Origin of the sequence: Burkholderia sp. AU28863, from assembly GCF_002223195.1 — a bacterium.
Lineage (GTDB): Bacteria > Pseudomonadota > Gammaproteobacteria > Burkholderiales > Burkholderiaceae > Burkholderia > Burkholderia sola.
Genome location: NZ_NKFE01000003.1, coordinates 428,768 through 450,531 on the forward strand (window position 1 = coordinate 428,768; position 21,764 = coordinate 450,531).

Genomic DNA, 21,764 nt, shown 5'->3' on the forward strand with positions numbered 1-21,764 from the left:
TTTCGTTTTGCGGGACGTGAAGCGGCCGGTGCGCCGGCCGTGGCGTCAGTGTTGGCCGAACAGCGTCGCGAGCCGGTCGACGGCCGCTTCGAGCCGCGAGTAGGCGGTCGCATAGGACAGGCGGATGTAGTCGCGCGGCGCATGGACACCGAAGTCCATCCCCGGCACCAGCACCACGCCTGCGTCGTGCAGCATCGCCTGCGTGAGCGCGGCGCTGTCGCCGGCCGCCGGGTGGGCGACGCCGCCGCAATGCGCATACACATAGAATGCGCCGTCCGGCATTACCGGCACCGTGAAGCCGAGCCGTTCGAGTGCCGGTGCGATGAAGTCGCGGCGGCGCTTGAATTCGAGCCGGCGCGTTTCGTAGATGTCGAGCGTCGCCGGCTCGAAGCAGGCGAGCGCCGCATGTTGCGCGAGCGCGGATGGGCAGATGAACAGGTTCTGCGACAGCTTCTCGAACGTGCCGACGAGCGCCGGCGGCACGACGAGCCAGCCGAGCCGCCAGCCCGTCATGCTGAAATACTTCGAGAAGCTGTTCACGGTGATCACGTCGTCGCCGAACGACAGCGCCGACACAGGCGCGGCGTCGTAGCTGAGCCCCTGGTAGATCTCGTCGACGATCGTGAAGCCGCCGCGTGCACGCACGGCTTCGACGATCCGCTTCAGTTCGTCCGGTTCGAGCGACGTGCCGGTCGGGTTCGACGGCGACGCGAGCAGCACGCCGCGCGTGCGGTCGTTCCAGTGCGTGCGGACGTCGTTTTCGGTGAGCTGGAAGCGCGCGTCCGGGCCGCTCGGGACGAGCACCGGGCGACCTTCGGCCGCCGCGACGAAGTGCCGGTTGCACGGGTACGACGGGTCGGGCATCAGCACTTCGTCGTCGCGGCCGACCAGCGCGAGGCACGCGAGCAGCAGCGCGGCCGATGCGCCGGCCGTCACGACGATCCGCTCGGGGGCGATCGCGAGGCCGTACGCGCGCGCGTAGTGCGCGGCGATCGCCTCGCGCAGCGGCGCGATGCCGAGCGCGCTCGTGTACTGCGTGACGCCACGGCGCAGCGCGGCCGCGGCGGCCTCGACGACCGGCTCCGGCGCGGTGAAATCCGGCTCGCCGATGCCCATGTGGATAACATCGCGCCCCAAGGACTCGAGCCGCTGTGCCTCCTTCATCAGTTCCATCACGTAGAAGGGCTGGATCGCGTCGACGCGTGCGGCGAGCGTGACGAGCGAATCGGCGGTGGTATTCATCGGCGGGCAGGGCGGAGGGAAAAGAATGAAAAACGGGCGCCTGCGCGCCCGTGGACAAACGAACGGTATCAGCCGTTGCGACGCGCCTGCGTTTCGGCGGGGCGCAGCTTCGCGGCCAGCTTGTCCAGCACGCCGTTCACGTACTTGTAGCCGTCGGAGCCGCCGAACGTCTTCGCGAGTTCGACGGCTTCGTTGATGATCACGCGGTACGGCGTTTCGACATGGTGCGTGAACTCGAACGTCGCGATCAGCAGTACCGCGCGCTCGACCGGCGACAGCTGATCGATCGGACGGTCCAGCGACGGCGCCAGCGCTTCGACGAGCGTCGCATGCTCGCGGATCACGCCGTGCAGGATCGCTTCGAGCAGTTCCTTGTCAGCCTTGTCGTAACCGAGCGCGCCGCGCAGTTGCGCGTCGATCTCGCCGGAGGGCGCGTTCGACAGCAGCCACTGATACAGGCCCTGCGTCGCCAGCTCGCGCGATTGTCGGCGGGCGCTCTTCTTCATGCGCGCTCCTCTTCGTCGTCTTCGTCTTCCTCTTCGTCCTCGTCGTCGCCGAGCTGGTCGAGCGCCATCGTCAGGTTCGCCATCTCGACGGCGACGCGCGCGGCGTCACGACCCTTTTCGGTCATGCGCGCGACGGCCTGCTCGTCGTTTTCGGTCGTCAGGACCGCGTTCGCGATCGGCAGGTTGAAGTCGAGACCGATGCGGGTGATGCCCGCGCCGCTCTCGTTCGACACGAGTTCGAAATGGTAGGTCTCGCCGCGGATCACCGCGCCGAGCGCGATCAGTGCGTCGAACTGGCCGCTTTCGGCGAGCTTCTGCAGCGCGAGCGGGATTTCCAGCGCGCCGGGCACCGACACGAGCAGCACGTCTTCACCGGTGACGCCGAGGCGTTCCAGTTCCTCGACGCACGCGTCGGCGAGGCCGTTGCACACGGGTTCGTTGAAGCGCGATTGCACGATGCCGATACGCAGGCCGTCGCCTTCGAGATTCGGTTGGTATTGTCCGATTTCCATGATCTGGTCCGTGGTGTGGATGAACGGTTATAGGGCGAAAGCGCCGTGGCGGGTTACGCGTGGGACGCCGGGCAGGACGTGGCTTCGCCGCCGGGCATCGGAATGAAGCCCGTGACTTCGAGGCCGTAGCCGGACATGCTGCCCAGCTTGCGCGGATTCGACAGCACCTGCATCTTGCCGACGCCGACATCGCGCAGGATCTGCGCGCCGATGCCGAACGTCTTGAAATCGACTGGCCGGCGCTTGAGCGCAGCGGCCTTTTCTTCCTCGTCGAACGCCTTGAAGACGTCGATCAGGTGTTCCTTCGTATCGCCGCAGTTGAGCAGCACGATCACGCCGAGGTCGCGCGCCGCGATCTCGCGCATCGCCGCGTCGAGCGTCCACGAATGGGTCGACACGCCCGTCTCGAGCAGATCGAGCACCGACAGCGGCTCGTGCACGCGCGCCGGCGTATCGACGTCGGGCGTCGGCGTGCCGCGCACCAGCGCGATGTGCGGCGAGCCGCTCGGCTGGTCGCGGTACAGCACCGCGCGGAACGTGCCGTGCGCGGTTTGCATCGTGCGCTCGGCGATCCGCTCGATGATCGATTCGGTGCGGCTGCGGTACTGGATCAGGTCGGCGATCGTGCCGATCTTCAGGTTGTGTTCCTTCGCGAATTCGAGCAGGTCGGGCAGGCGCGCCATCGTGCCGTCGTCCTTGATCACCTCGCAGATCACCGCGGCCGGGGTCAGCCCCGCGAGCGCGGTGAAGTCGCAGCCGGCCTCGGTATGGCCGGCGCGCACGAGTACGCCGCCCGGCTGCGCCATGATCGGGAACACGTGGCCCGGCTGCACGATGTGCTCGGGGCGCACGTCGTGCGCGACCGCCGTGGCGATCGTGTGCGCACGGTCGGCGGCCGAGATGCCGGTCGTCACGCCTTCGGCCGCTTCGATGCTGACCGTGAACGCGGTGCCGTACTGCGTGCCGTTGCGATAGGTCATCAGCGGCAGGTGAAGCTGCTTGCAGCGTTCCTGCGTCAACGTCAGACAAATCAGGCCGCGGCCGTACTTGGCCATGAAGTTGATCGCTTCCGGCGTGACGAATTCGGCGGCGATCACGAGGTCGCCCTCGTTTTCGCGGTCTTCTTCGTCGACCAGGATCACCATCCGGCCGGCTTTCAGCTCGGCGATGATGTCGAGCGTGGAGGCGAGCGTCATAAGGGGGCGAGAAAGAGGAAAGTGCGTATTTTACGCCAGCCGGACGGCGTTTCGGCTGGCGCGGGCCGCGTGCGGCCGGCGAGGGCGCCGGAAAGCGCCGCGGCCGGCCTGCGCGCGGGTGCGGACGGTTGCGGGCCGGGCGTGGCCCGGCCGCGCGTCACGCGTGTTCGTTGCGCCCGCCGAGGTAATCGAGCTTGCCGAGTTCGACGCCGCTGTGGCGCAGGATGTCGTACGCGGTCGTCACGTGGAAGAAGAAATTGGGCAGCACGAAATTCAGCAGGTACGACTGGCCGGTGAACTCGATCGGGCCGACGCGCATCTTCAGCACGACCTGGCGCGCCTCGCTGCCGTCGATCTGCGCGGCGTCGAAGCTCTTCAGGTAGTCGATCGTCTTCTGAATGCGCGCATGCAGCTCGTCGAAAGTCTGCTCGACATCCGGGTAGCTCGGGATCTCGGCGCCGGCGAGCCGCGCGGCGCAGCCCTTGGCCGTGTCGGTCGCGATATAGACCTGGCGGACGAGCGGCAGCATGTCCGGGTAGAGGCGTGCGCCGATGAACACCGACGGATCGATCTGCTTTTCGGCCGCATGCGCCTGCGCTTTGCCGAGGATGTGTTGCAGGTTGGTGAGGCCGCGGATCAGGACGGGCAGCGAAGCCTGGTACATCGAGATGGACATGGGGACGACTCCAATGGGAAGAGGGGCGGCCGCTACGCGGCGCGTCGTGCGTGGCGGCGTGGAAACCGCTGTCGACGCATCTTAGCGCGATGGCATGACCCGTGCGCGTCGTTGGCCGTTCGGCCAGGTGTCGGCTGGCCGGCGGGGCGGCCCGGCACGAAGTAGGGAGGGAGCAACGCCCGGTGGAGCGACAGGGCTGCGGCGACGCCCGGACAATGCCGGGCCGAACCGTCAGCCGTCATTTCATGTAGGGGACCGAGTTGGCCGATCAGTCCTGATGCACGCCCTGCGACGACGACAGCATCCGCTCCACATACCGCGCGATCATGTCGACTTCGAGGTTGACCTTGTCGCCGGTCTTCACGTGACGCAGCGTCGTGACTTCGACCGTATGCGGAATCAGGTTGATCGAGAATTCGCAGCCGTCCGCGCGGTCGTCGACCGTATTGACGGTCAGGCTCACACCGTTCACCGTGATCGAGCCCTTGTACGCGAGATAGCGGCCGAGTTCGCGCGGCGCGACGATCCGCAGTTCATGCGACTCGCCGACCGGCGCGAAGCGCGTGACGGTACCGAGGCCGTCCACATGACCCGACACGATATGCCCGCCGAGGCGATCGTGCGCGCGCAGCGCCTTCTCGAGGTTCACTGCGCCGGGCTGCGCGAGGCCGACCGTCCGGTTCAGGCTTTCGCGCGACACGTCGACGTCGAACGTGGCGTCGGTCTTTTCGATCACCGTCATGCACGCGCCCTGGATCGCGATGCTGTCGCCAAGCGCGACATCGGCCAGGTCGAGCCCGCCGGCGTGCACGGTCAGCCGCACGCCGGCATCGGCCGACGTGCCGAGCGGGGCGATCGTTTCGATGCGGCCGACGGCCGCGACAATTCCGGTAAACATCGTGACGATTCCGTTCAGTGAGAGGCGTCGGGCGGCGCGATGCGCGCGAGGATCCGCAGGTCGTCGCCGATCCGCTCGATACCGTGGAACGACAGCCGCGTGCGCGCATCGAGGCTGGCCGGCGCGGCGAGATCGAACATGCCGGCCGCGTCGGCGCCCAGCAGGCTCGGCGCCAGATACACCAGCAATTCGTCGACGCAGTGCTCGCGCAGCAGCGAACCGTTCAGCTTGTGGCCGGCCTCGACGTGCAGCTCGTTGACGCCGCGCGCGCCGAGCGCCGCCAGCATCGCGGGCAGGTCGACCTTGCCGTGCGCATTCGCGAGCGGCACGATTTCCGCGCCGCGCGACTTCAGCACGTTCGCGCGGACTTCGCCGGCGGCGTCGAGCCGGCCGCAGAAGATCAGCAGCGGCGCGCCTTCGAGCAGCCGCGCGTCGAGCGGCAGGTCGAGGCGGCTGTCCACCAGGATGCGTTGCGGCTGGCGCGGCGTGTCGATGCCGCGCACGGTCAGCAGCGGATTGTCCTCGCGCACGGTGCCGATGCCGGTGAGGATTGCACACGCGCGTGCGCGCCATGCGTGCCCGTCGAGGCGCGCGGCCTCGCCGGTGATCCACTGGCTCTCGCCGGACGGCAGCGCGGTGCGGCCGTCGAGCGATGCGGCGGTCTTCATCCGCACCCACGGCCGGCCGCGCGTCATCCGCGACACGAACCCGATGTTCAGCTCGCCCGCTTCATGCGCGAGCAGCCCGCAGCGCACGTCGATGCCCGCATCGCGCAGCATCCCGAGGCCGCGGCCCGACACCTGCGGATTCGGGTCTTCCATCGCCGCGACGACCTTCGCGACGCGCGCGTCGATCAGCGCGTTCGCGCACGGCGGCGTGCGGCCGAAATGGCTGCACGGTTCGAGCGTCACGTAGACGGTCGAGCCCGCGACGTCGTAGCCGCGCGAGCGTGCGTCCTTCAGCGCCTGCACTTCCGCGTGGTCCTGGCCGGCCGGCTGCGTGAAGCCTTCGCCGATCACGTCGCCGTCCTTGACGATCACGCAGCCGACGCGCGGATTCGGCGCGGTCGTGTACATGCCGCGCGCGGCGAGCGCGAGCGCGCGCTGCATGTGGGCGAAATCGGTGTCCGAGAACATGCGCGCGCCCCCGGGTCAGGCGGCGAGCGCCGCGAACGCGCGGCGCGCGGCCGCGAGCGTCGCGTCGATCACCGCGTCGTCGTGCGTGCTCGACACGAAGCCGGCTTCGTACGCGGACGGCGCGAAGTACACGCCCTCGTCGAGCATCAGGTGGAAGAAGCGGTTGAAGCGCTCGGTGTCGCTCTTCGTGACTTCCGCGAAGCTGGTCGGTACGCGCTCGGCGAAGTACAGGCCGAACATCGCGCCGATCGAGTCGGCCGCGAACGGCACGCCGGCCGCGCGCGCTGCGGCCGCGAGGCCGTCGGCGAGCCGCTTGGTCTGCGCGGTGAGCGCGTCGTAGAAGCCCGGCGCCTGGATCAGTTGCAGCGTCTTCAGGCCCGCGGCGACCGCGATCGGGTTGCCCGACAGCGTGCCGGCCTGGTACACGCCGCCGAGTGGCGCGAGATGGGCCATGATGTCGCGGCGGCCGCCGAACGCGGCGGCCGGCATCCCGCCGCCGATCACCTTGCCGAGGCAGGTGAGGTCGGCCGCGATCCCGTAGTGCGCCTGCGCGCCGCCGAGCGCGACGCGGAACCCGCACATCACCTCGTCGAAGATCAGCACGGCGCCATGCTTCGTGCACAGCGCGCGCAGCGCGTTCAGGAATTCGGGCGTGCCGCGCACGAGGTTCATGTTGCCGGCGACCGGCTCGACGATCACCGCGGCGATCTCGTCGCCGAACGCGCCGAACGCCTCTTCCAGCGCGGCGACGTTGTTGTATTCGAGGACGGTCGTGTGCTTCGCGATGTCGGCGGGCACGCCGGCCGACGTCGGATTGCCGAACGTCAGCAGGCCCGAGCCGGCCTTGACCAGCAGGCTGTCCGCGTGGCCGTGGTAGCAGCCCTCGAACTTCACGATGCGGCTGCGGCCCGTGAAGCCGCGCGCGAGACGCAGCGCGCTCATCGTGGCCTCGGTGCCGCTCGACACCATCCGCACCTGTTCGATCGACGGTACGAGCTTGCAGATTTCCTCGGCGATCTCGATCTCGGCTTCGGTCGGCGCGCCGAACGAGAAGCCGTCGGCGAGCACGTTCTGCACGGCCGACAGCACGTCCGGATGGACGTGGCCGACGATCATCGGGCCCCACGAGCCGATGTAGTCGATGTACTGCTTGCCGTCGGCATCCCAGAAATACGGGCCTTGCGCGCGCGCGACGAAACGCGGCGTGCCGCCGACCGAGCGGAACGCACGCACCGGCGAGTTGACGCCGCCGGGAATGGTCTTCTGGGCGCGTTCGAAGAGGATCTGATTGTTGGACATGAGCGAAACCTGCGAGAGAAGGGCGCGGGGGCCAGTGCACGGGCCGCGGCGCCTGGGCGGAACGATCGTCTGATTGTACCGGAGACGCGCGCGCCAAGCCCGCCGGGCGGTCTGCGGCCTTTCGGCGCGCGACGGGGAGGGCCGAGCGGAAGGCGGCCCCGATTCGCCCCGGTTTTCGCTTATCGCGGCGGCTTGCGCTTGCCCGTCAGCTCGGCCCAGCGCTTTTCGAGCGGACCTTCGACCATCGGCTTGATCGACGTGCCGGAACTCTGCGCGTCCCACGTCTGCACCGAGTACGGATGCACACGCAGCGCATCACGCGGAATCACGACATCCTGATGCGCGTCGACGAGCCAGTCGTACACGAAGTCGATGCACAGCCGGTAGCCGCGCTTGGTCGACGGATCGGGCACCTCGTACGGCGCGCGCGTCACATAGCCGGAGCCGAACACGCCCTTCGGTTCCTTCGCGACGCGGTGCAGGAACACGCGGTCGCCCGGCAGGATGCCGCGCGCGAAGCCGCAGCCCCACACGTCATGCACGGCCTCGCCGGCCTTCACGCGCGCGGCGACGTCGGGCAACTCGGGCCATGGCCATTTCTTGGGGCTCCAGATCAGCAGGAAAGCGGTCATCGGTTCGGTCGTGCGTCGAATTGATCAGACAAGAGGGGCGAGCAGCAGCAAGCTTAATCGAATCGGCCGGCGCGCTCGTTCGGCTCATGGCGAGTGTGGGCGTATCTCCGTCCGCCGCCGCACCGGGCTCGAGGCAGGCAAAAAAGTTGCGCGTACAATCATGGACCTGAGCGCGCCGCTTGCGGCGCGGCCTCCCGTCTTCACCGTCACGCGCGCTTCGATGCGCGCGGGCTCCCATTCCGGATACCCATGTCTCACGTCGTCCGGCGCCGGCCCGATGCCCGGCTGATCCTGTTGCTCGGCGCGCTCGCGGCCTGCGGGCCGATCGCCACCGACATGTACCTGCCCAGCCTGCCGTCGATCGCCGCCGGCTTCTCCGTCAGCCCCGGCGCCGCGCAACGCACGCTGACGAGCTTCATGGCCGGCTTCTCGATCGGGATGCTGCTGTACGGCCCGCTGTCCGACACGTGGGGCCGCCGTCCCGTGCTGCTCGGCGGGATCGCGCTGTTCACGCTCGCGAGCATCGGCTGCTTCGTGTCGGGCTCGATCGACATGCTGATCGTCGTGCGCTTTTTGCAGGCGCTCGGCGCCGGCGCCGCGTCGGTGCTCGCGCGGGCGATCGCGCGCGATGCGCACGAGCCGAGCGACGCGGCGAAGGTGCTGTCGATGGTCGCGATCGTCACCGCGGTCGGGCCGCTGCTCGCGCCGCTGATCGGCGGCCAGATCCTGCGTTTCTCCGGCTGGCGCGGCGTGTTCGTCGTGTTGGCCGTGTTCGGCGCGATATGCGCGACGACCGCGTACCTGCGCGTGCCCGAAACCTGGCCGAAGGAGCGGCGCAAGAGCGCGGCCGTACTCGCGTCGTTCGCATCGTACGGGCGCATCCTGTCCGACCCCGTCGCATGGGGGCACATGCTGTGCGGCGGGATGGCGTTCGCGTCGATGTTCTCGTACATCACCGCGACGCCGTTCGTGTACATCGAGTATTTCCACGTGTCGCCGCAGCACTACGGGCTGCTGTTCGGCCTGAACGTCGTCGGGATCATGATCGGCAACTTCGCGAACACGCGGCTCGTCGGCCGCATCGGCTCGCTGCGCATCATCTCGGCCGCGTCGCTCGTGAGCTGCATCGCGTCGCTCGCGGTCGCGTTCGTCGCGCTGACGGGGTTGGGCGGGCTGTGGTCGATCGTCGTGTGCCTGTTCTTCGTCGTCGGCGTGGTCGGGATCCTGTCCGCGAACTGCACGACCGACCTGATGCACCGCTATCCGCACAACGCGGGCGCGTCGGCGGCCGTGTTCGGCGCGATGCAGCTCGCGCTCGGCGCGCTCGCGAGCGTCGCGATCGGCGCACTCGCGGACGGCACGCCGTTCGCGATGGGCGTGACGATCGGCGTTACCGGCGTGCTGTGCTTCGTCGGGCGCTATCTGGTGCTGCGCTGGCATGGACGGCCGGTGAAGGCGGGCGCCTGAGCGGCGCGGCGGAACTGGCGGAGGGCGCGAGTATGTCGACGATATTCGCGCAACCGGCAACCCGAGCGAACACCATGCCGATGTAACCCGGTCAGCCGGCGACGCGGGTCATTTCCGCGTCCGCATCACTTGGAACGGTCTGACGAGCGATTGTCGAGTCGATAGCTGCGCTTCGGGTGGGGCACGACACACACGGAGCAGCGGATTTTGTCTCATGGCGGACTCCAGAGGTATGCACGGATCCGACGCATCGCCTAAACAATAAACTGGTCTATTTGGCGAGGTGCAATCAGCGTGGCAGGCTTTCCAAACGCTGATTGTTCCACTCTCCATCCAAAATAGCCTGATAGAGCATGCCTAGAGTCAGTGGCACTTTGTCATACTTTTTTCGGTGTTTTCTGGAGAAGACTATCCGCGCCACTTCAATCAAGCTAAAGCCCTCTCCCGAGAAGTAGCGATTGAACTCAAAATCTCCAACTTGCACCGGAAATTTATCGAAGAAGCGCTCCATGAACTCGACCGCATCGTCGCCAGTGATATCCAAATCACCCTCGATGGCATGATTTTTTGTGAGAATTTTCTTGGGACTAACGCCGGCCTCCCTTCTCACAAAATCTTCAAACTCATTCCATGTGAACTGGCTCATCAGAATACCTTGTCTTCAGGCTTAACAAGCGCGTTATAGCGCGACACGGAACGAATGCTGATCGTCGTGACATCCTTGGCAGCAATGACCCAGCCAACGACAGGAACCGCGCGCCCAACGAAACCCCCAATGTTTCTTACCAGAATGAACTTCAAGCGCTTGACGCTGGCATTGGTCAGCGTTGGGAGGATCTTCTTCTTCAAATCGTAGTCCAGATACTTGCGACTCAATATCGACGCAACAGAAGTACCCGGCGTGGTACCAAAGGGCTTCGCTCGTGTTGGCATCCAATTTTGACCGGCCACAATCGCAACCACTGCTGCTACATCGTCAACACCAAGCTCCTTGCATGTCTCATCGATAAAGACGAGAAAAAACAGCTCCATCGGCGTGAGATCTCGATGTGTACCAAGGTATACGTATTGTTCATTATAGTATTCCTCTCTCAGGCTATCGACGAGGCTGATACCTCGAAGAGAACGATCCCCTGCCTACCGTCCAGGGTACTGGCTCCCAGCGAAGGCGGGAATTTGATCCCTTCTGCTTTGTCCCATCGCTGGATATTGGTGGCCACGTTGGCCCCAATCGTTAGCGCAACTTGCTCCGCGGAATTTATCGGCGCGTAAATGCGCATTGCTGCTGCCCATGCGGCTGAAAAACGTGGTCTAGGCATATCCCTCTCCGCAAACTGGATGAACGTGATGCTGTCGGTGCCAATCGGGGTTCTGTGAGAAACGTGTCATTTCTCGCGTCGGACCGGGATGGCGGCATCACGCGGAGTGAAGGACGTTACCGAGCCTGGGCAACTGCTGACAATTGGACTTGTTCGAAAATGGGAGCGTGTACGAACGTATGACGTCACGCGCAGCCCTCGGCAGAAGGCATCGTCGATGCATGCCGAGTCGCTGTGGTTCCGGGGGCGCTCATGCAAAACACCCCGAACGCCGGGCTTGAATCCAGCGTTCGGGGTGTCGTGGGTCGACGGTGTTTCGCCGAAGCGTCAGTCCCGCGCGACGTCCTTCGCCGCCGGCGACGCGCCGTGGCTCAGCCAGTCGAGCACGTCGGCCGTTTCGTCGTCGTTCGCCCGCGCGCGCGCCTGCGCGACGGCCTCCGGCAATTCGCCGTTGGTCGACGCGCGACGAATCGCGACGCCGACCGCGAGAATGTCGATCATCAGCAGATGCAGGACCCGCGAGATCATCGACAGCTGCGACTCGCGCATCTCGATGTGATCGGTCTCGAGCGCGACGGTCGCGCGCTTCGCGAGCGGCGTGTTGCTCGACGTGATCGCGATCACCTTCGCGCCGGCCTGCATCGCGACCTCGAGCACGCGCAGCAGCTCGGGCGCGCGTCCCGACTTCGACACCGCGACGATCACGTCGCCCTTGCCGAGCAGCGCGGCCGACGCGGCCTGCATGTACAGGTCGCCGTACGCGATCGTCGGGATCCCGAAGCGGAAGAACTTGTAGTGCGCATCCTGCGCGACGATGTTCGAGTTGCCGAGCCCGTAGAACTCGATGCGACGCGCGCCGTTCAGGATCTCGATCGCGTTCTCGACGTGCTCGAAATTCAGGTGCTCGCGCAGCTGCAGGATCGCGGACACCGTGTTGTCGAGCACTTTCGCGCCGAAGTCGGTGGCCGTATCGCCGAGATGCACCTGGCTGTGGCTCATCGGGATCGTGCCGGTGAGGCCGGTCGCGAGCTTCAGCTTGAAATCCGACAACCCCTGGCAGCCGAGCGAGCGGCAGAAGCGGATCACCGTCGGCTGGCTCACGTCGGCCTTGCGCGCGATGTCGACGATCGGGTCGTTGATGATCGAGCGCGGATGGTTCAGCGCGAGATCGGCCACGCGGCGCTCGGCCGGCGTCAGCGCGTCGCGCATCTGGCGGATCCGCTCGAACACGGCCGACGACGCGCCGCCGGAACGGTTCGACAACTGTTCCGCGAGAATCGCCGATACGCCGAGGAACGCCGGGTATTCGGCGGTGATCAGGTAGGTCGGGATGTTCTCGAGATAGTGCGTGAAGCGGCCCTTCGCCTCGAAGCGCGCGCGGAACGACGAGCGCGTGAACAGTTCGCCGAGCTTCAGCGCGACGCCGCCGCCGATGTACACGCCGCCGAGCGCGCCGAGCGTGAGCGCGACGCTGCCGGCGAACGCGCCGAGAATCCCGCAGAAGCATTCGACCGTCTCGAGCGCGAGCGCGTCGCCCGCATGCGCGCGCTCGACGATCTCGACCGTGTCGACGGACGCGGCCACCCGCTTCTTGTCGCGCGCGGCGAGCGCACGATAGATGATCTCCATGCCCGGGCCCGCGCACACGCGCTCGAACGACACGTGCGGAAACTTCTTGCGCGCATACTGCAGCACCAGATCCTCGCGCTCGTCCTGCGGCGCGAACGATGCGTGACCGCCTTCGCTGCCGAGCGCGATCCAGCGGTCGTCGGCCGGGATCAGGCCCGACACGCCGAGCCCTGTACCGGGCCCGAGCAGACCGATCACGCTGTTCTGGCGGCGCGCGCCGCCGCCCACCTGTACGCGCTGCGCATCGGTCAGGCCCGGCAGCGCCATCGCGAGCGCGGTGAAGTCGTTGACGACCAGCAGCGTGTCGAAGCCGAGCGCGCGGCGCGTTGCCTCGATCGAGAAGCTCCAGTCGTGATTGGTCATCGTGACCTGGTCGCCGTCGACCGGGTTTGCGATCGCGATCGCCGCGTGGTTCACGCGGCTGATCTTCACGTCCTTCAGATACTTGCGGATCGCGTCGGTGATCGTCGGATAGTCGGCGCCGGGATACACGCGGATCTGCGTGATCTCGCCCGGCCCGGTTTCCAGCGCGAAGCGCGCGTTGGTGCCGCCGACGTCCGCGAGCAGGCGCGGGCCGTCGGCATGCTGACCCGCGACGACCGCCTTACTTTGCGCACCAGTAGACATCGAGCTGGGTCCCCTTGTCGTTGGCCAGTTGGGAAATCGCGTTCTTCTGCAGCGACGCGGCCGCGGCGTCGAGCACGTCGCGTTTGCGGGCGCCCGCGATCAGCAGGAACAGCCGGTCGACGCGCTTCAGCGCATCGAGCGAATAGCTCACGCGTGCATGGGGCGCGGCGCCCGGATGCACGGCGACGAACCGCTCGGGCGTCGTGATCGCGTGGTCCCATTCGGGCGCGTCGGCGAAGATCGACGCGGTGTGGCCGTCCTCGCCCATGCCGAGCACGGCGACGGTCGGCACGCGGTAGTCGGCGTTCGCGTTGAGCGCGGCGACGTGCGCGTCGAGCGTGGTGCGCGTGTCGACGAGCGGCAGGAAGCGGGCAGGGGCCGCCGCGTGTTGCAGCAGCGTGTCGCGCACGAGCTGCGCGTTGCTGGCCGCGTCGTCGTCCGGTACCCAGCGGTCGTCGACCAGCGTGACGTCGACGCCGGCCCAGTCGAGCGCCGCGTGCGACAGCGTGTGCAGGAACGGGCGCGGGCTGGTGCCGCCGGACACCGCGAGCGTCGGCCGCGCGGGGCGGGCGAGCGCCGCGCGCAGCGCATCGCCGACGGCGCGCGCGAGCGCTTCGCTTTGCGCTTCCTGGGTGTCGAAAGCGTGGATCTCGATCACATCTCCTCCGGACTGCTTTGTCTGTTCAAATCGTACGAATCGTGACGCACGTTGCCGCGTACGGTGGCGTACGCGGCAACGGTTTGTATCAGTTTTCTTCTTCGAGCCAGCAGGTGTCGTGCTGCGCGAGCATCGCGCTCGACGCGGCCGGCCCCCACGTGCCCGCCGCATACGGCTTCGGCGGCTTCAGCGTGCGCGCCCATTCGTTCAGGATCGGCTCGACCCACTGCCATGCGGCTTCCTGTTCGTCGCGACGCACGAACAGCGCGAGCCGGCCGTTGATCACGTCGAGCAGCAGACGCTGGTACGCCTCCATCTGCCCTTCCTTGAAGAACTGGTCGAACGCGAGATCGAGGTGCACGCTCGCGAGATTCATCCCTTCGCCCGGCTGCTTCGCGAGACAGTACAGGCGGATCGTCTCGTTCGGCTGCAGCCGGATCACGAGACGATTCGCACCGGCGCGCAGCGCGGAGGCCCCAAGCGCCGAGTGTGGCACCGGGCGGAAGTTGACGACGATCTCCGCGACGCGATCGGCCAGACGCTTGCCGGTGCGCAGGAAGAACGGCACGCCGGCCCAGCGCCAGTTCTCGATCTCGACTTTCAGCGCGACGAAGGTTTCGGTCTGGCTGTCGGGCTTCACGCCCGGCTCGGTCGCATAGGCCGGCACCTGCGCGCCCTTGATCACGCCCGCATGATACTGGCCGCGCACGGCAACCTTGCCGATGTCGCGCGGGTCGACCGGCTTCAGCGCACGCAGCACGCGCAGCTTTTCGTCGCGCACCGAGTCGGAATCCATCGAGTGCGGCGGCTCCATCGCGACGATCGACAACAACTGCAGCAGGTGGTTCTGCACCATGTCGCGCAGCGCGCCCGTATTGTCGTAGAAATCGCCGCGCGCCTCGACGCCGAGCTCCTCGGCGATCGTGATCTGGATGCTCTCGACCCATTCGCGGCGCCACAGCGGCTCGAACAGCGCATTGCCGAAGCGCAGCGCGAGCAGGTTCTGTACCGGCTCCTTGCCGAGGTAGTGGTCGATCCGGTAGATCTGGCCTTCCGCGAAGATCTCGCCGACCGCGTCGTTGATCGCGTTCGACGATTTCAGGTCGTAGCCGAGCGGCTTCTCGAGCACGATGCGCGAGCCTTCGCTCAGGCCGACCGACGCGAGCGCGTTGCAGATCGGCACGAACAGCGACGGGCCCGTCGCGAGATAGAACACGCGGATGCCGGGCAGCGACGCGATCGCGTCGCGCAGCACGACGTAGTCCTCCGCGCGGCCGAGATCGAGCTTCACGTACTCGATGCGGTCGAGAAACGACTTCCATGCCGCGTCGTCGAATGCGTTGCCGGCCGCCTTCGCCGCATGCGGCTTCACGTGCGTGTCGACCCATTCGAGATAGGCCGCCCGATCCGATTCGTGTCGCGCCACGGCGACGATCCGGCCGCTCGCCGCCAGCATGCTCGCGCGGTGCGCTTCGAACAGCGCGGGCAGGATCTTGCGCATCGACAAATCGCCGGTGCCGCCGAAAAGTACGAAGGTAAAGCTGGAATCGGTATGCATGTGTCTCCGCCGTGTTGGGGGTGCTCGGAAGCGATCCGTAGTGCGATAAAAATATTTTTGACACTGAATTGTAGTTTAACTACAATCCGCCGCAAGGGGTAGCACCTGGGTGAAGAAAAAAAGAAGTGCGGTCGATGAACTGCGCGAGCTTCGCCTTCGGGAACGCCTTGTGCCGAATGTTATCGGACATTGGCGGCGCGCATCGTTGGCGCGCCGTCGGCCCCGGGCTCGCGTCGCATCATCGCGGCGGGCCAGAAACACAAAGAGGAGACACGCCGTTGAATCTCGATTCACGCTTTCTGTAAGAGCCCGGCCGGTCATCGGCCCCGTACGCTGCATGCGTCCCGCGGCTCGATTTCCCCGTCGTTATCAAGAAGCCGGTTCCCGGTCAGGGAACCTCACGAGTTGATTCAGTCTGGAGGAGATAAGTAATGAAAGTTCGCTCGATCATGGGCGCGCTCTGCGCCGCAGGCCTGATGGCTGGCGCCGTGGCGGCGCAGGCAGCCGAGAACGTAACCGTGCTGCACTGGTGGACCTCGGGCGGCGAGTCGAAGGCCGTCGGCGTGCTGAAGGACGACCTGCAGAAGCAGGGCTACGTGTGGAAGGACTTCGCGGTCGCGGGCGGCGCCGGCGCCGCGGCGATGACCGCGCTGAAGACCAAGGTGATCAGCGGCGATTCTCCGTCGGCTGCGCAGATCAAGGGCCCGCTGATCCAGGACTGGGCCGACCAGGGCGTGCTCGTCAACATCGATTCGGCTGCCGGCGACTGGAAGCAGAACCTGCCGCCGGAAATCGACAAGATCATCAAGTACAAGGGCCATACCGTCGCCGCGCCGTTCTCGGTGCACCGCGTCAACTGGCTGTACATCAACAAGGCCGCGCTCGACAAGGTCGGCGCGAAGGTGCCGACCACCTGGCCGGAATTCTTCGCGGTGGCCGACAAGCTGAAGGCCGCGGGCATCCAGCCGGTCGCGATGGGCGGCCAGCCGTGGCAGGACCTGACGTTGTGGGAAGACGTCGTGCTGTCGCAGGGCCCGGCGTTCTACAAGAAGGCGCTGGTCGACCTCGACCAGGCGACGCTGACGTCGCCGCAGATGCTGTCGGTGTTCGACACGGTGCGCAAGATCCAGGGCTACTTCGACACCGGCCGTAACGGCCGCGACTGGAACCTCGCGACCGCGATGGTCATCAACGGCAAGGCCGGCATGCAGTTCATGGGCGACTGGGCGAAGGGCGAGTTCGAGAACGCCGGCAAGAAGGCGGGCAAGGACTACGTGTGCGCGCCGGTGCCGGGCACCGCGAATTCGTACACGTTCAACGTCGACTCGTTCGTGTTCTTCCAGCAGAAGGGCGAGAAGAACGCGACGCCGGGCCAGCTCGCGCTCGCGAAGACGATCATGACGCCGGACTTCCAGGAGCAGTTCAGCCTGCTGAAGGGTTCGGTGCCGGTCCGTCTCGGCGTGAAGATGGACAAGTTCGACGATTGCGCGAAGAAGTCGTACGCCGACGAGCAGACCGCGATCAAGTCGGGCGGCTTCGTGCCGTCGCTCGCGCACGGCATGGCGCAAGGCGACGCGACCGCCGGTGCGATCACGGACGTCGTGACGAAGTTCATGAACTCGCAGCAGGATTCGAAGAGCGCGGTCGCCGCGCTCGCGAAGGCCGCGAAGGTCAAGTAACGCGCGCCAGGCGCCCGGCCGGAAACGCTTCGTCGGCCGGGCGTTTTTGCATGTGCAGCAAACGGGCTCGCCCGCGGGCCCGTGCCGTACCCGGCGCCGGCCCGGCCTGCGTCGCCCTCGTTCCAGGAGTCGAATCAAGTGGCTGCCCCTCTTAGCGGAAACGGATCCGGCGCTGCCGCCGCACGGCGTGCGTCGCCGATGTCGGCCTTCGCCGATCGCTGGATCCCGAAGCTCGTGCTCGCGCCGAGCGTCGCGATCGCCGTGGTGTTCATCTACGGCTTCATCCTGATTACCGGCTATCTGTCGCTGACCCGCTCGCGGCTGTTGCCCAACTACGAATTCGACGGCTTCGGCCGTTACACGGACCTGTTCCAGAACGACGTGTGGTGGACCTCCGCCGCGAACCTCGGGTGGTTCGGGATCCCGTTCATCGCGATCTGCGTCGGGCTCGGCCTGTTCCTCGCGATCCTGCTCGACCAGCGGATCCGCAACGAAGGCGCGCTGCGCGCGATCTTCCTGTACCCGATGGCGCTGTCGTTCATCGTGACCGGCACCGCATGGCAGTGGATCCTGAACCCGGGCCTCGGCCTCGAGAAGGTGATGCACGACTGGGGCTGGACGAGCTTCTCGTTCGGCTGGCTCGACGATCCGGACAAGGCGATCTTCTGCGTGGTGATCGCGGCCGTGTGGCAGTCGACCGGCTTCGTGATGGCGCTGTTCCTCGCGGGGCTGCGCGGCGTCGACGGCGAGATCTTCAAGGCCGCTCAGGTCGACGGCGCGACGCTGCCGACCATCTACCGCAAGATCGTGATCCCGAGCATGCGCCCGGTGTTCTTCTCGGTGCTGCTGATCCTCTGCCACATCACGATCAAGACCTTCGACCTCGTCGTCGCGCTGACGGCGGGCGGCCCGGGCACGTCGTCGTCGCTGCCGGCCATGTTCATGTACACGTTTTCGTTCAACCGCGGCCAGCTCGGGCTCGGCGCGGCGTCCTCGGTGATGATGCTCGCGACCGTGGTCGCGGTGCTGGTGCCGCTGATGTATATGGAATCGAGGAGCACCCGCAATGCAGCCTAAGATGACGATCAGCCGGGCAGTGATCTATGCGGCACTGATCCTGTTCGCGCTGTATTTCCTGTTCCCGATCTACGTGATGCTGTCGACGTCGTTCAAGGACCTCGACCAGCTGCGCACCGGCAACCTGCTGACGCCGCCCACCACGTGGACCGTCGACCCGTGGGTGAAGGCATGGAGCGGCGCCTGTACCGGCGTGCGCTGCGACGGGATGAAGCCGTTCTTCCTGAACTCGCTGCAGATGGTGATCCCTGCCGTGCTGATCTCGTCGCTGATCGGCGCGTTCAACGGCTACGTGCTCACCCACTGGCGCTTTCGCGGCGCCGACGCGCTGTTCACGATGATGCTGGTCGGCTGCTTCATCCCGTTCCAGGTGATCCTGCTGCCGATGGCGCGCCTGCAGGGGATGCTCGGTCTCGCGAACACGATTCCGGGCCTCGTGTTCGTGCACGTCGTGTACGGGATCGCGTTCACGACGATGTTCTTCCGCAACTTCTACGTGAGCGTGCCGGCCGAACTCGTGAAGGCCGCGCGCATCGACGGCGCCGGCTTCTTCACGATCTTCACGAAGATCCTGCTGCCGGTGTCGCTGCCGATCTTCATGGTGTGCCTTATCTGGCAATTCACGCAAATCTGGAACGACTTCCTGTTCGGGATCGTGTTCTCCGGCGTCGACTCGATGCCGATCACGGTCGCGCTGAACAACCTCGTTAACACGTCGACGGGCGTGAAGGAATACAACGTCGACATGGCCGGCGCGATCATCGCCGCGCTGCCGACGCTGCTCGTCTACATCGTCGCCGGCCGCTACTTCGTGCGCGGGCTGACGGCGGGCGCGGTGAAGGGGTAGGCGCGGCTTCATCCGATACGACGAACCGGCCGCGCACCACGCGCGGCGCATCGAAACGAACCCGACGCGGCGCCCGAGCGCGCCGCGCGAGACGAGACAGAGGATTCACAGCATGGCAAGCCTTTCCATCCGTGACGTGTACAAGACCTACCCGAACGGGGTGCCGGTCCTGAAGGGTGTCGACATCGAGATCGAGGACGGACAGTTCCTGATCCTGGTCGGCGGTTCGGGCTGCGGGAAATCGACGTTGCTCAACATGATCGCCGGGCTCGAGACCGTCACGAGCGGCGAGATCTGCATCGACGGCAAGGTCGTCAACGACCTGTCGCCGAAGGATCGCGACATCGCGATGGTGTTCCAGTCATACGCGCTGTATCCGTCGATGACGGTGCGCGAGAACATCTCGTTCGGCCTGAACATCCGCAAGGTGCCGAAGAACGAACAGCAGCAGATCGTCGACCGCGTGTCGGCGATGCTGCAGATCCAGCACCTGCTCGACCGCAAGCCGGGCCAGCTGTCGGGCGGCCAGCGCCAGCGCGTCGCGATGGGCCGCGCGCTCGCGCGCGATCCGTCGCTGTTCCTGTTCGACGAGCCGCTGTCGAACCTCGACGCGAAGCTGCGCATCGAGATGCGCGCGGAAATCAAGCTGCTGCACCAGCGTCTCGGGACGACGATCGTCTACGTGACGCACGACCAGATCGAGGCGATGACGCTCGGCGACCGGATCGCGGTGATGAAGGACGGCGTGGTCCAGCAGTTCGGCGCGCCGCAGGACATCTACGATTCGCCGTCGAACCTGTTCGTCGCTGGCTTCATCGGCGCGCCGCCGATGAACTTCATCAACGGCAAGCTGGTCGAGCAGGGCAGCGGGATCGCGCTCGAGATCGACACGGGCCTCGCGCGCAGCGCGCTGATCCTGCCGTTCGACGCGGCGAAGCTGAAGTCGCACGTCGGCCGCGAGGTGATCCTCGGCCTGCGTCCGGAGCGCATCACCGACGCGCGCAACGCACATCACGGCGAGGCATCGAAGCTGCAGCCGATCGACGTGCGCGTCGACGTGACCGAGCCGACCGGCCCGGACACGCACGTGTTCGCGCAGGTGAACGGCAAACGGATCGTGAGCCGCGTGCACCCGGCCGCGAACCCGCAGCCGGGGCAGACGCAGTCGCTGCTGTTCGACGTGTCGAAGGCCGTGCTGTTCGATCCGGCGTCGGAAGAGCGGATCGCGTGACGCGACGCTTGCGCTGAACGAAAGACGAAGGGGCCGTTTCGATGAACGGCCCCTTTTTCGTTTCGGCGATGCGGCTGACGCGTCCGCGGATGCGTCGGTCAGGTCAATGCGGTAACCGTACGTCGAACTTGAACGTCGCGAGCCGTGCGACGAGGATGAAGCCGGTCGCGAGCAGCACGCTGTACACCGAGTCGAACTGCAGCCACACGAGCAGCAGGTAGAACCAGCAGCCGACGAACGCACAGGTCGCGTACGGCCGGGAATCGCGCAGGATCAGCGGAATGTCGTTGCACAGCACGTCGCGGACGATCCCGCCGACCACGCCGGTGATCACGCCCATCATCACCGCGATGAAGCGCGGCATCTCGGCGTCGAGCGCGATCGACGTGCCCGAGATGCTGAAAATGCCGAGCCCGATCGCGTCGGCGATCAGCAGCAGCCGTTCGGCCGACAGCCGCGACAGCATCCGCAGCACGAACGGCGCGAACAGCGCGAGCACGAAGATCGCGATCACGTAGTCGTCGTGCACGACCCAGTAGAACGGCCGGCGCTCGAGCAGGATGTCGCGCAGCGTGCCGCCGCCGAAGGCGGTCGCGAGCGCGACGACGAACGTGCCGACCGAGTCGAGGCGATTCTTGCGCGCCTCGATGAACCCCGAAATCGCGAAAGCCAGCGTGGCGATCGCCTCCAGTACCGCGATCGCGAGCGTCAGCCTAGGATGCGGCACGCGGCCCCCGGTCGGCCGGCGCCGCGTGCGGCTGCAGCAGCACGAGCACCGCCCCCGCGCCGCCGTCGTGGCCGCGCGCTTCGCAGAACGCGATCACTTCTTCCTTCTGCACGAGCCACGCGCGCACCTTGCCCTTCAGCACCGGTTCCTTGCCGATCGAGCCGAGCCCCTTGCCGTGGATCACGCGCAGGCAGCGCAGCCCTTTCTTGCCGGCTTCGCGGATGAATTCGGCGAGCGCATCGCGCGCTTCGTCGCGCCGCATGCCGTGCAGATCGATCTGCGCCTGCACGATCCACGCACCGCTGCGCAGCTTGCGCACGACGTCGCGGCTGATGCCGGGGCGGTGGTAATAGAGCGAGTCGTCGCTGTCGAGCAGCGTCTCGGGATCGAATTCGTCGGACAGCGTCGCGTTCAGCACGGCTTCCTCGTCGCGCTGCGTCTGCTTCGGCACCGGGTCGGGCGGCATGCGGCCCGACGACGCGCGCGGCGGCGCGTTCAGCGGCCGGACCGTGCCGATTTCGTTGCGGAACAGGTTCGCGTCGGCTTCCGCCTTGCGCTCGGCCTGCGCGGCTTCGACGCGTGCGCGTTCGCGACGATCGGCCTCGCCTTGCAGCGATTTGCGCAACGCGCCGAGGCCCGCGAGCCCCTGGCCGCGCAACGCGGCCGCATCGGGCGCGGGCGGCGGCGCGGCGGGCGCCGGGGTCACGGGACGGGCAGCGATCTTCCGCTTCGCGGGATCGCTCGGATGGGGCTGGTTCTTCGCCATGATTCGGTAACAGGGCAGGCGCGTTCGGGCGCGCGGGCAAAAAAAAGCCGCTGCGCGGCGGCAGCGGCTTTCCGGTCGAGCC

General features: G+C 66.7%; 20 protein-coding genes and 1 pseudogene. 5 read left to right on the top strand and 16 right to left on the bottom strand.

Annotation, left to right across the window (positions count from 1 at the left end; translation table 11 throughout):
- Positions 1-45 precede the first annotated feature (45 nt).
- The 9 genes from CFB81_RS04325 to CFB81_RS04365 all read right to left on the bottom strand — a co-directional run bounded on the left by CFB81_RS04325 (position 46) and on the right by CFB81_RS04365 (position 8,097).
- Positions 46-1,242 carry a pyridoxal phosphate-dependent aminotransferase gene (locus tag CFB81_RS04325; protein ID WP_089434674.1) on the bottom strand — a complete coding sequence of 399 codons (1,197 nt, stop codon included), beginning with the start codon at positions 1,240-1,242 and terminating at the stop codon, positions 46-48.
- A 68-nt stretch (positions 1,243-1,310) separates the two neighbouring features.
- Positions 1,311-1,748 (bottom strand): transcription antitermination factor NusB, encoded by a 438-nt coding sequence (gene nusB / locus CFB81_RS04330; protein ID WP_089434675.1) that lies wholly within the window; start codon positions 1,746-1,748, stop codon positions 1,311-1,313.
- Complete coding sequence (gene ribH, locus CFB81_RS04335; RefSeq protein ID WP_006476661.1) at positions 1,745-2,260, bottom strand: 6,7-dimethyl-8-ribityllumazine synthase; 516 nt, start codon at positions 2,258-2,260, stop codon at positions 1,745-1,747. The genes nusB and ribH overlap by 4 nt, the downstream gene beginning before the upstream one ends.
- 53 nt (positions 2,261-2,313) lie before the next feature.
- Complete coding sequence (ribBA, locus tag CFB81_RS04340; RefSeq protein WP_069621141.1) at positions 2,314-3,456, bottom strand: bifunctional 3,4-dihydroxy-2-butanone-4-phosphate synthase/GTP cyclohydrolase II; 1,143 nt, start codon at positions 3,454-3,456, stop codon at positions 2,314-2,316.
- 157 nt (positions 3,457-3,613) lie between these two features.
- Entirely contained in the window at positions 3,614-4,132 is a 519-nt protein-coding gene (locus tag CFB81_RS04345; RefSeq protein ID WP_069621140.1) for a DUF1993 family protein, read from the bottom strand.
- A gap of 268 nt (positions 4,133-4,400) precedes the next feature.
- Positions 4,401-5,030 carry a riboflavin synthase gene (locus tag CFB81_RS04350; RefSeq protein WP_089434676.1) on the bottom strand — a complete coding sequence of 210 codons (630 nt, stop codon included), beginning with the start codon at positions 5,028-5,030 and terminating at the stop codon, positions 4,401-4,403.
- Positions 5,031-5,044: 14 nt separating this feature from the next.
- A complete protein-coding gene (gene ribD / locus CFB81_RS04355; RefSeq protein ID WP_089434677.1) occupies positions 5,045-6,166 on the bottom strand; it encodes a bifunctional diaminohydroxyphosphoribosylaminopyrimidine deaminase/5-amino-6-(5-phosphoribosylamino)uracil reductase RibD in 1,122 nt (373 codons plus the stop codon).
- Positions 6,167-6,181: 15 nt separating this feature from the next.
- Entirely contained in the window at positions 6,182-7,465 is a 1,284-nt protein-coding gene (hemL, locus tag CFB81_RS04360) for a glutamate-1-semialdehyde 2,1-aminomutase (RefSeq protein ID WP_089434678.1), read from the bottom strand.
- Between the two features lie 179 nt (positions 7,466-7,644).
- Positions 7,645-8,097 carry a hypothetical protein gene (locus tag CFB81_RS04365; RefSeq protein ID WP_012328082.1) on the bottom strand — a complete coding sequence of 151 codons (453 nt, stop codon included), beginning with the start codon at positions 8,095-8,097 and terminating at the stop codon, positions 7,645-7,647.
- A gap of 249 nt (positions 8,098-8,346) precedes the next feature.
- Between CFB81_RS04365 and CFB81_RS04370 the strand changes: the two genes are divergently transcribed.
- On the top strand, positions 8,347-9,564 hold the full coding sequence (locus tag CFB81_RS04370; RefSeq protein WP_069621136.1) for a Bcr/CflA family multidrug efflux MFS transporter: 1,218 nt from the start codon (positions 8,347-8,349) through the stop codon (positions 9,562-9,564).
- 289 nt (positions 9,565-9,853) lie between these two features.
- Here CFB81_RS04370 and CFB81_RS04375 read toward each other — a convergent pair whose 3' ends face one another.
- From CFB81_RS04375 to zwf, 5 genes and pseudogenes are all read right to left on the bottom strand, one after another.
- Entirely contained in the window at positions 9,854-10,210 is a 357-nt protein-coding gene (locus CFB81_RS04375; RefSeq protein ID WP_089434679.1) for a DUF1493 family protein, read from the bottom strand.
- A pseudogene (locus CFB81_RS04380) lies at positions 10,210-10,640 on the bottom strand (STM2901 family protein). Before CFB81_RS04380 ends, CFB81_RS04375 begins: the two are co-directional and overlap by 1 nt.
- A gap of 570 nt (positions 10,641-11,210) precedes the next feature.
- Positions 11,211-13,139, bottom strand: coding sequence for a bifunctional transcriptional regulator/glucokinase (locus CFB81_RS04385; protein WP_069621133.1), 1,929 nt, complete (start codon positions 13,137-13,139; stop codon positions 11,211-11,213).
- A complete protein-coding gene (pgl, locus tag CFB81_RS04390; RefSeq protein ID WP_069621132.1) occupies positions 13,117-13,797 on the bottom strand; it encodes a 6-phosphogluconolactonase in 681 nt (226 codons plus the stop codon). The genes CFB81_RS04385 and pgl overlap by 23 nt, the downstream gene beginning before the upstream one ends.
- Before the next feature lie 88 nt (positions 13,798-13,885).
- Positions 13,886-15,355 (bottom strand): glucose-6-phosphate dehydrogenase, encoded by a 1,470-nt coding sequence (gene zwf, locus CFB81_RS04395; protein WP_069621131.1) that lies wholly within the window; start codon positions 15,353-15,355, stop codon positions 13,886-13,888.
- A 431-nt stretch (positions 15,356-15,786) separates the two neighbouring features.
- Here zwf and CFB81_RS04400 point away from each other — a divergent pair, with 431 nt between their 5' ends.
- From CFB81_RS04400 to CFB81_RS04415, 4 genes are all read left to right on the top strand, one after another.
- The gene (locus CFB81_RS04400; protein ID WP_006491170.1) at positions 15,787-17,034 is read left to right on the top strand and encodes an ABC transporter substrate-binding protein; all 1,248 of its coding nucleotides are present in this window, start codon (positions 15,787-15,789) and stop codon (positions 17,032-17,034) included.
- Positions 17,035-17,172: 138 nt separating this feature from the next.
- A complete protein-coding gene (locus CFB81_RS04405; protein ID WP_069621130.1) occupies positions 17,173-18,111 on the top strand; it encodes a carbohydrate ABC transporter permease in 939 nt (312 codons plus the stop codon).
- Positions 18,101-18,958, top strand: coding sequence for a carbohydrate ABC transporter permease (locus tag CFB81_RS04410; protein ID WP_011544828.1), 858 nt, complete (start codon positions 18,101-18,103; stop codon positions 18,956-18,958). Before CFB81_RS04405 ends, CFB81_RS04410 begins: the two co-directional genes overlap by 11 nt.
- 112 nt (positions 18,959-19,070) lie before the next feature.
- Positions 19,071-20,189, top strand: a complete 1,119-nt coding sequence (locus CFB81_RS04415; protein ID WP_069621129.1) for an ABC transporter ATP-binding protein — start codon at positions 19,071-19,073, stop codon at positions 20,187-20,189.
- A gap of 103 nt (positions 20,190-20,292) precedes the next feature.
- On the opposite strand, the gene CFB81_RS04420 is transcribed toward CFB81_RS04415, so the two are convergent.
- Together CFB81_RS04420 and CFB81_RS04425 are read right to left on the bottom strand one after the other, a co-directional pair.
- Positions 20,293-20,916: a trimeric intracellular cation channel family protein gene (locus tag CFB81_RS04420; RefSeq protein ID WP_069621128.1), complete on the bottom strand. Its 624-nt coding sequence runs from the start codon at positions 20,914-20,916 to the stop codon at positions 20,293-20,295.
- Positions 20,903-21,682: a Smr/MutS family protein gene (locus tag CFB81_RS04425; RefSeq protein ID WP_089434682.1), complete on the bottom strand. Its 780-nt coding sequence runs from the start codon at positions 21,680-21,682 to the stop codon at positions 20,903-20,905. Before CFB81_RS04425 ends, CFB81_RS04420 begins: the two co-directional genes overlap by 14 nt.
- Positions 21,683-21,764: the final 82 nt, after the last annotated feature.

Excerpts from the sequence above, each read along its gene's own strand:
- nusB (WP_089434675.1), bottom strand. The coding sequence starts at position 1,748 with ATGAAGAAGAGCGCCCGCCGACAATCGCGCGAGCTGGCGACGCAGGGC.
- ribH (WP_006476661.1), bottom strand. The coding sequence starts at position 2,260 with ATGGAAATCGGACAATACCAACCGAATCTCGAAGGCGACGGCCTGCGT.
- CFB81_RS04400 (WP_006491170.1), top strand. The coding sequence starts at position 15,787 with ATGAAAGTTCGCTCGATCATGGGCGCGCTCTGCGCCGCAGGCCTGATG.
- CFB81_RS04375 (WP_089434679.1), bottom strand. The coding sequence starts at position 10,210 with ATGAGCCAGTTCACATGGAATGAGTTTGAAGATTTTGTGAGAAGGGAG.
- CFB81_RS04370 (WP_069621136.1), top strand. The coding sequence starts at position 8,347 with ATGTCTCACGTCGTCCGGCGCCGGCCCGATGCCCGGCTGATCCTGTTG.
- ribD (WP_089434677.1), bottom strand. The coding sequence starts at position 6,166 with ATGTTCTCGGACACCGATTTCGCCCACATGCAGCGCGCGCTCGCGCTC.
- CFB81_RS04425 (WP_089434682.1), bottom strand. The coding sequence starts at position 21,682 with ATGGCGAAGAACCAGCCCCATCCGAGCGATCCCGCGAAGCGGAAGATC.
- ribBA (WP_069621141.1), bottom strand. The coding sequence starts at position 3,456 with ATGACGCTCGCCTCCACGCTCGACATCATCGCCGAGCTGAAAGCCGGC.
- hemL (WP_089434678.1), bottom strand. The coding sequence starts at position 7,465 with ATGTCCAACAATCAGATCCTCTTCGAACGCGCCCAGAAGACCATTCCC.
- CFB81_RS04325 (WP_089434674.1), bottom strand. The coding sequence starts at position 1,242 with ATGAATACCACCGCCGATTCGCTCGTCACGCTCGCCGCACGCGTCGAC.
- CFB81_RS04385 (WP_069621133.1), bottom strand. The coding sequence starts at position 13,139 with ATGTCTACTGGTGCGCAAAGTAAGGCGGTCGTCGCGGGTCAGCATGCC.
- CFB81_RS04365 (WP_012328082.1), bottom strand. The coding sequence starts at position 8,097 with ATGACCGCTTTCCTGCTGATCTGGAGCCCCAAGAAATGGCCATGGCCC.
- CFB81_RS04350 (WP_089434676.1), bottom strand. The coding sequence starts at position 5,030 with ATGTTTACCGGAATTGTCGCGGCCGTCGGCCGCATCGAAACGATCGCC.
- zwf (WP_069621131.1), bottom strand. The coding sequence starts at position 15,355 with ATGCATACCGATTCCAGCTTTACCTTCGTACTTTTCGGCGGCACCGGC.
- CFB81_RS04410 (WP_011544828.1), top strand. The coding sequence starts at position 18,101 with ATGCAGCCTAAGATGACGATCAGCCGGGCAGTGATCTATGCGGCACTG.
- CFB81_RS04415 (WP_069621129.1), top strand. The coding sequence starts at position 19,071 with ATGGCAAGCCTTTCCATCCGTGACGTGTACAAGACCTACCCGAACGGG.
- CFB81_RS04345 (WP_069621140.1), bottom strand. The coding sequence starts at position 4,132 with ATGTCCATCTCGATGTACCAGGCTTCGCTGCCCGTCCTGATCCGCGGC.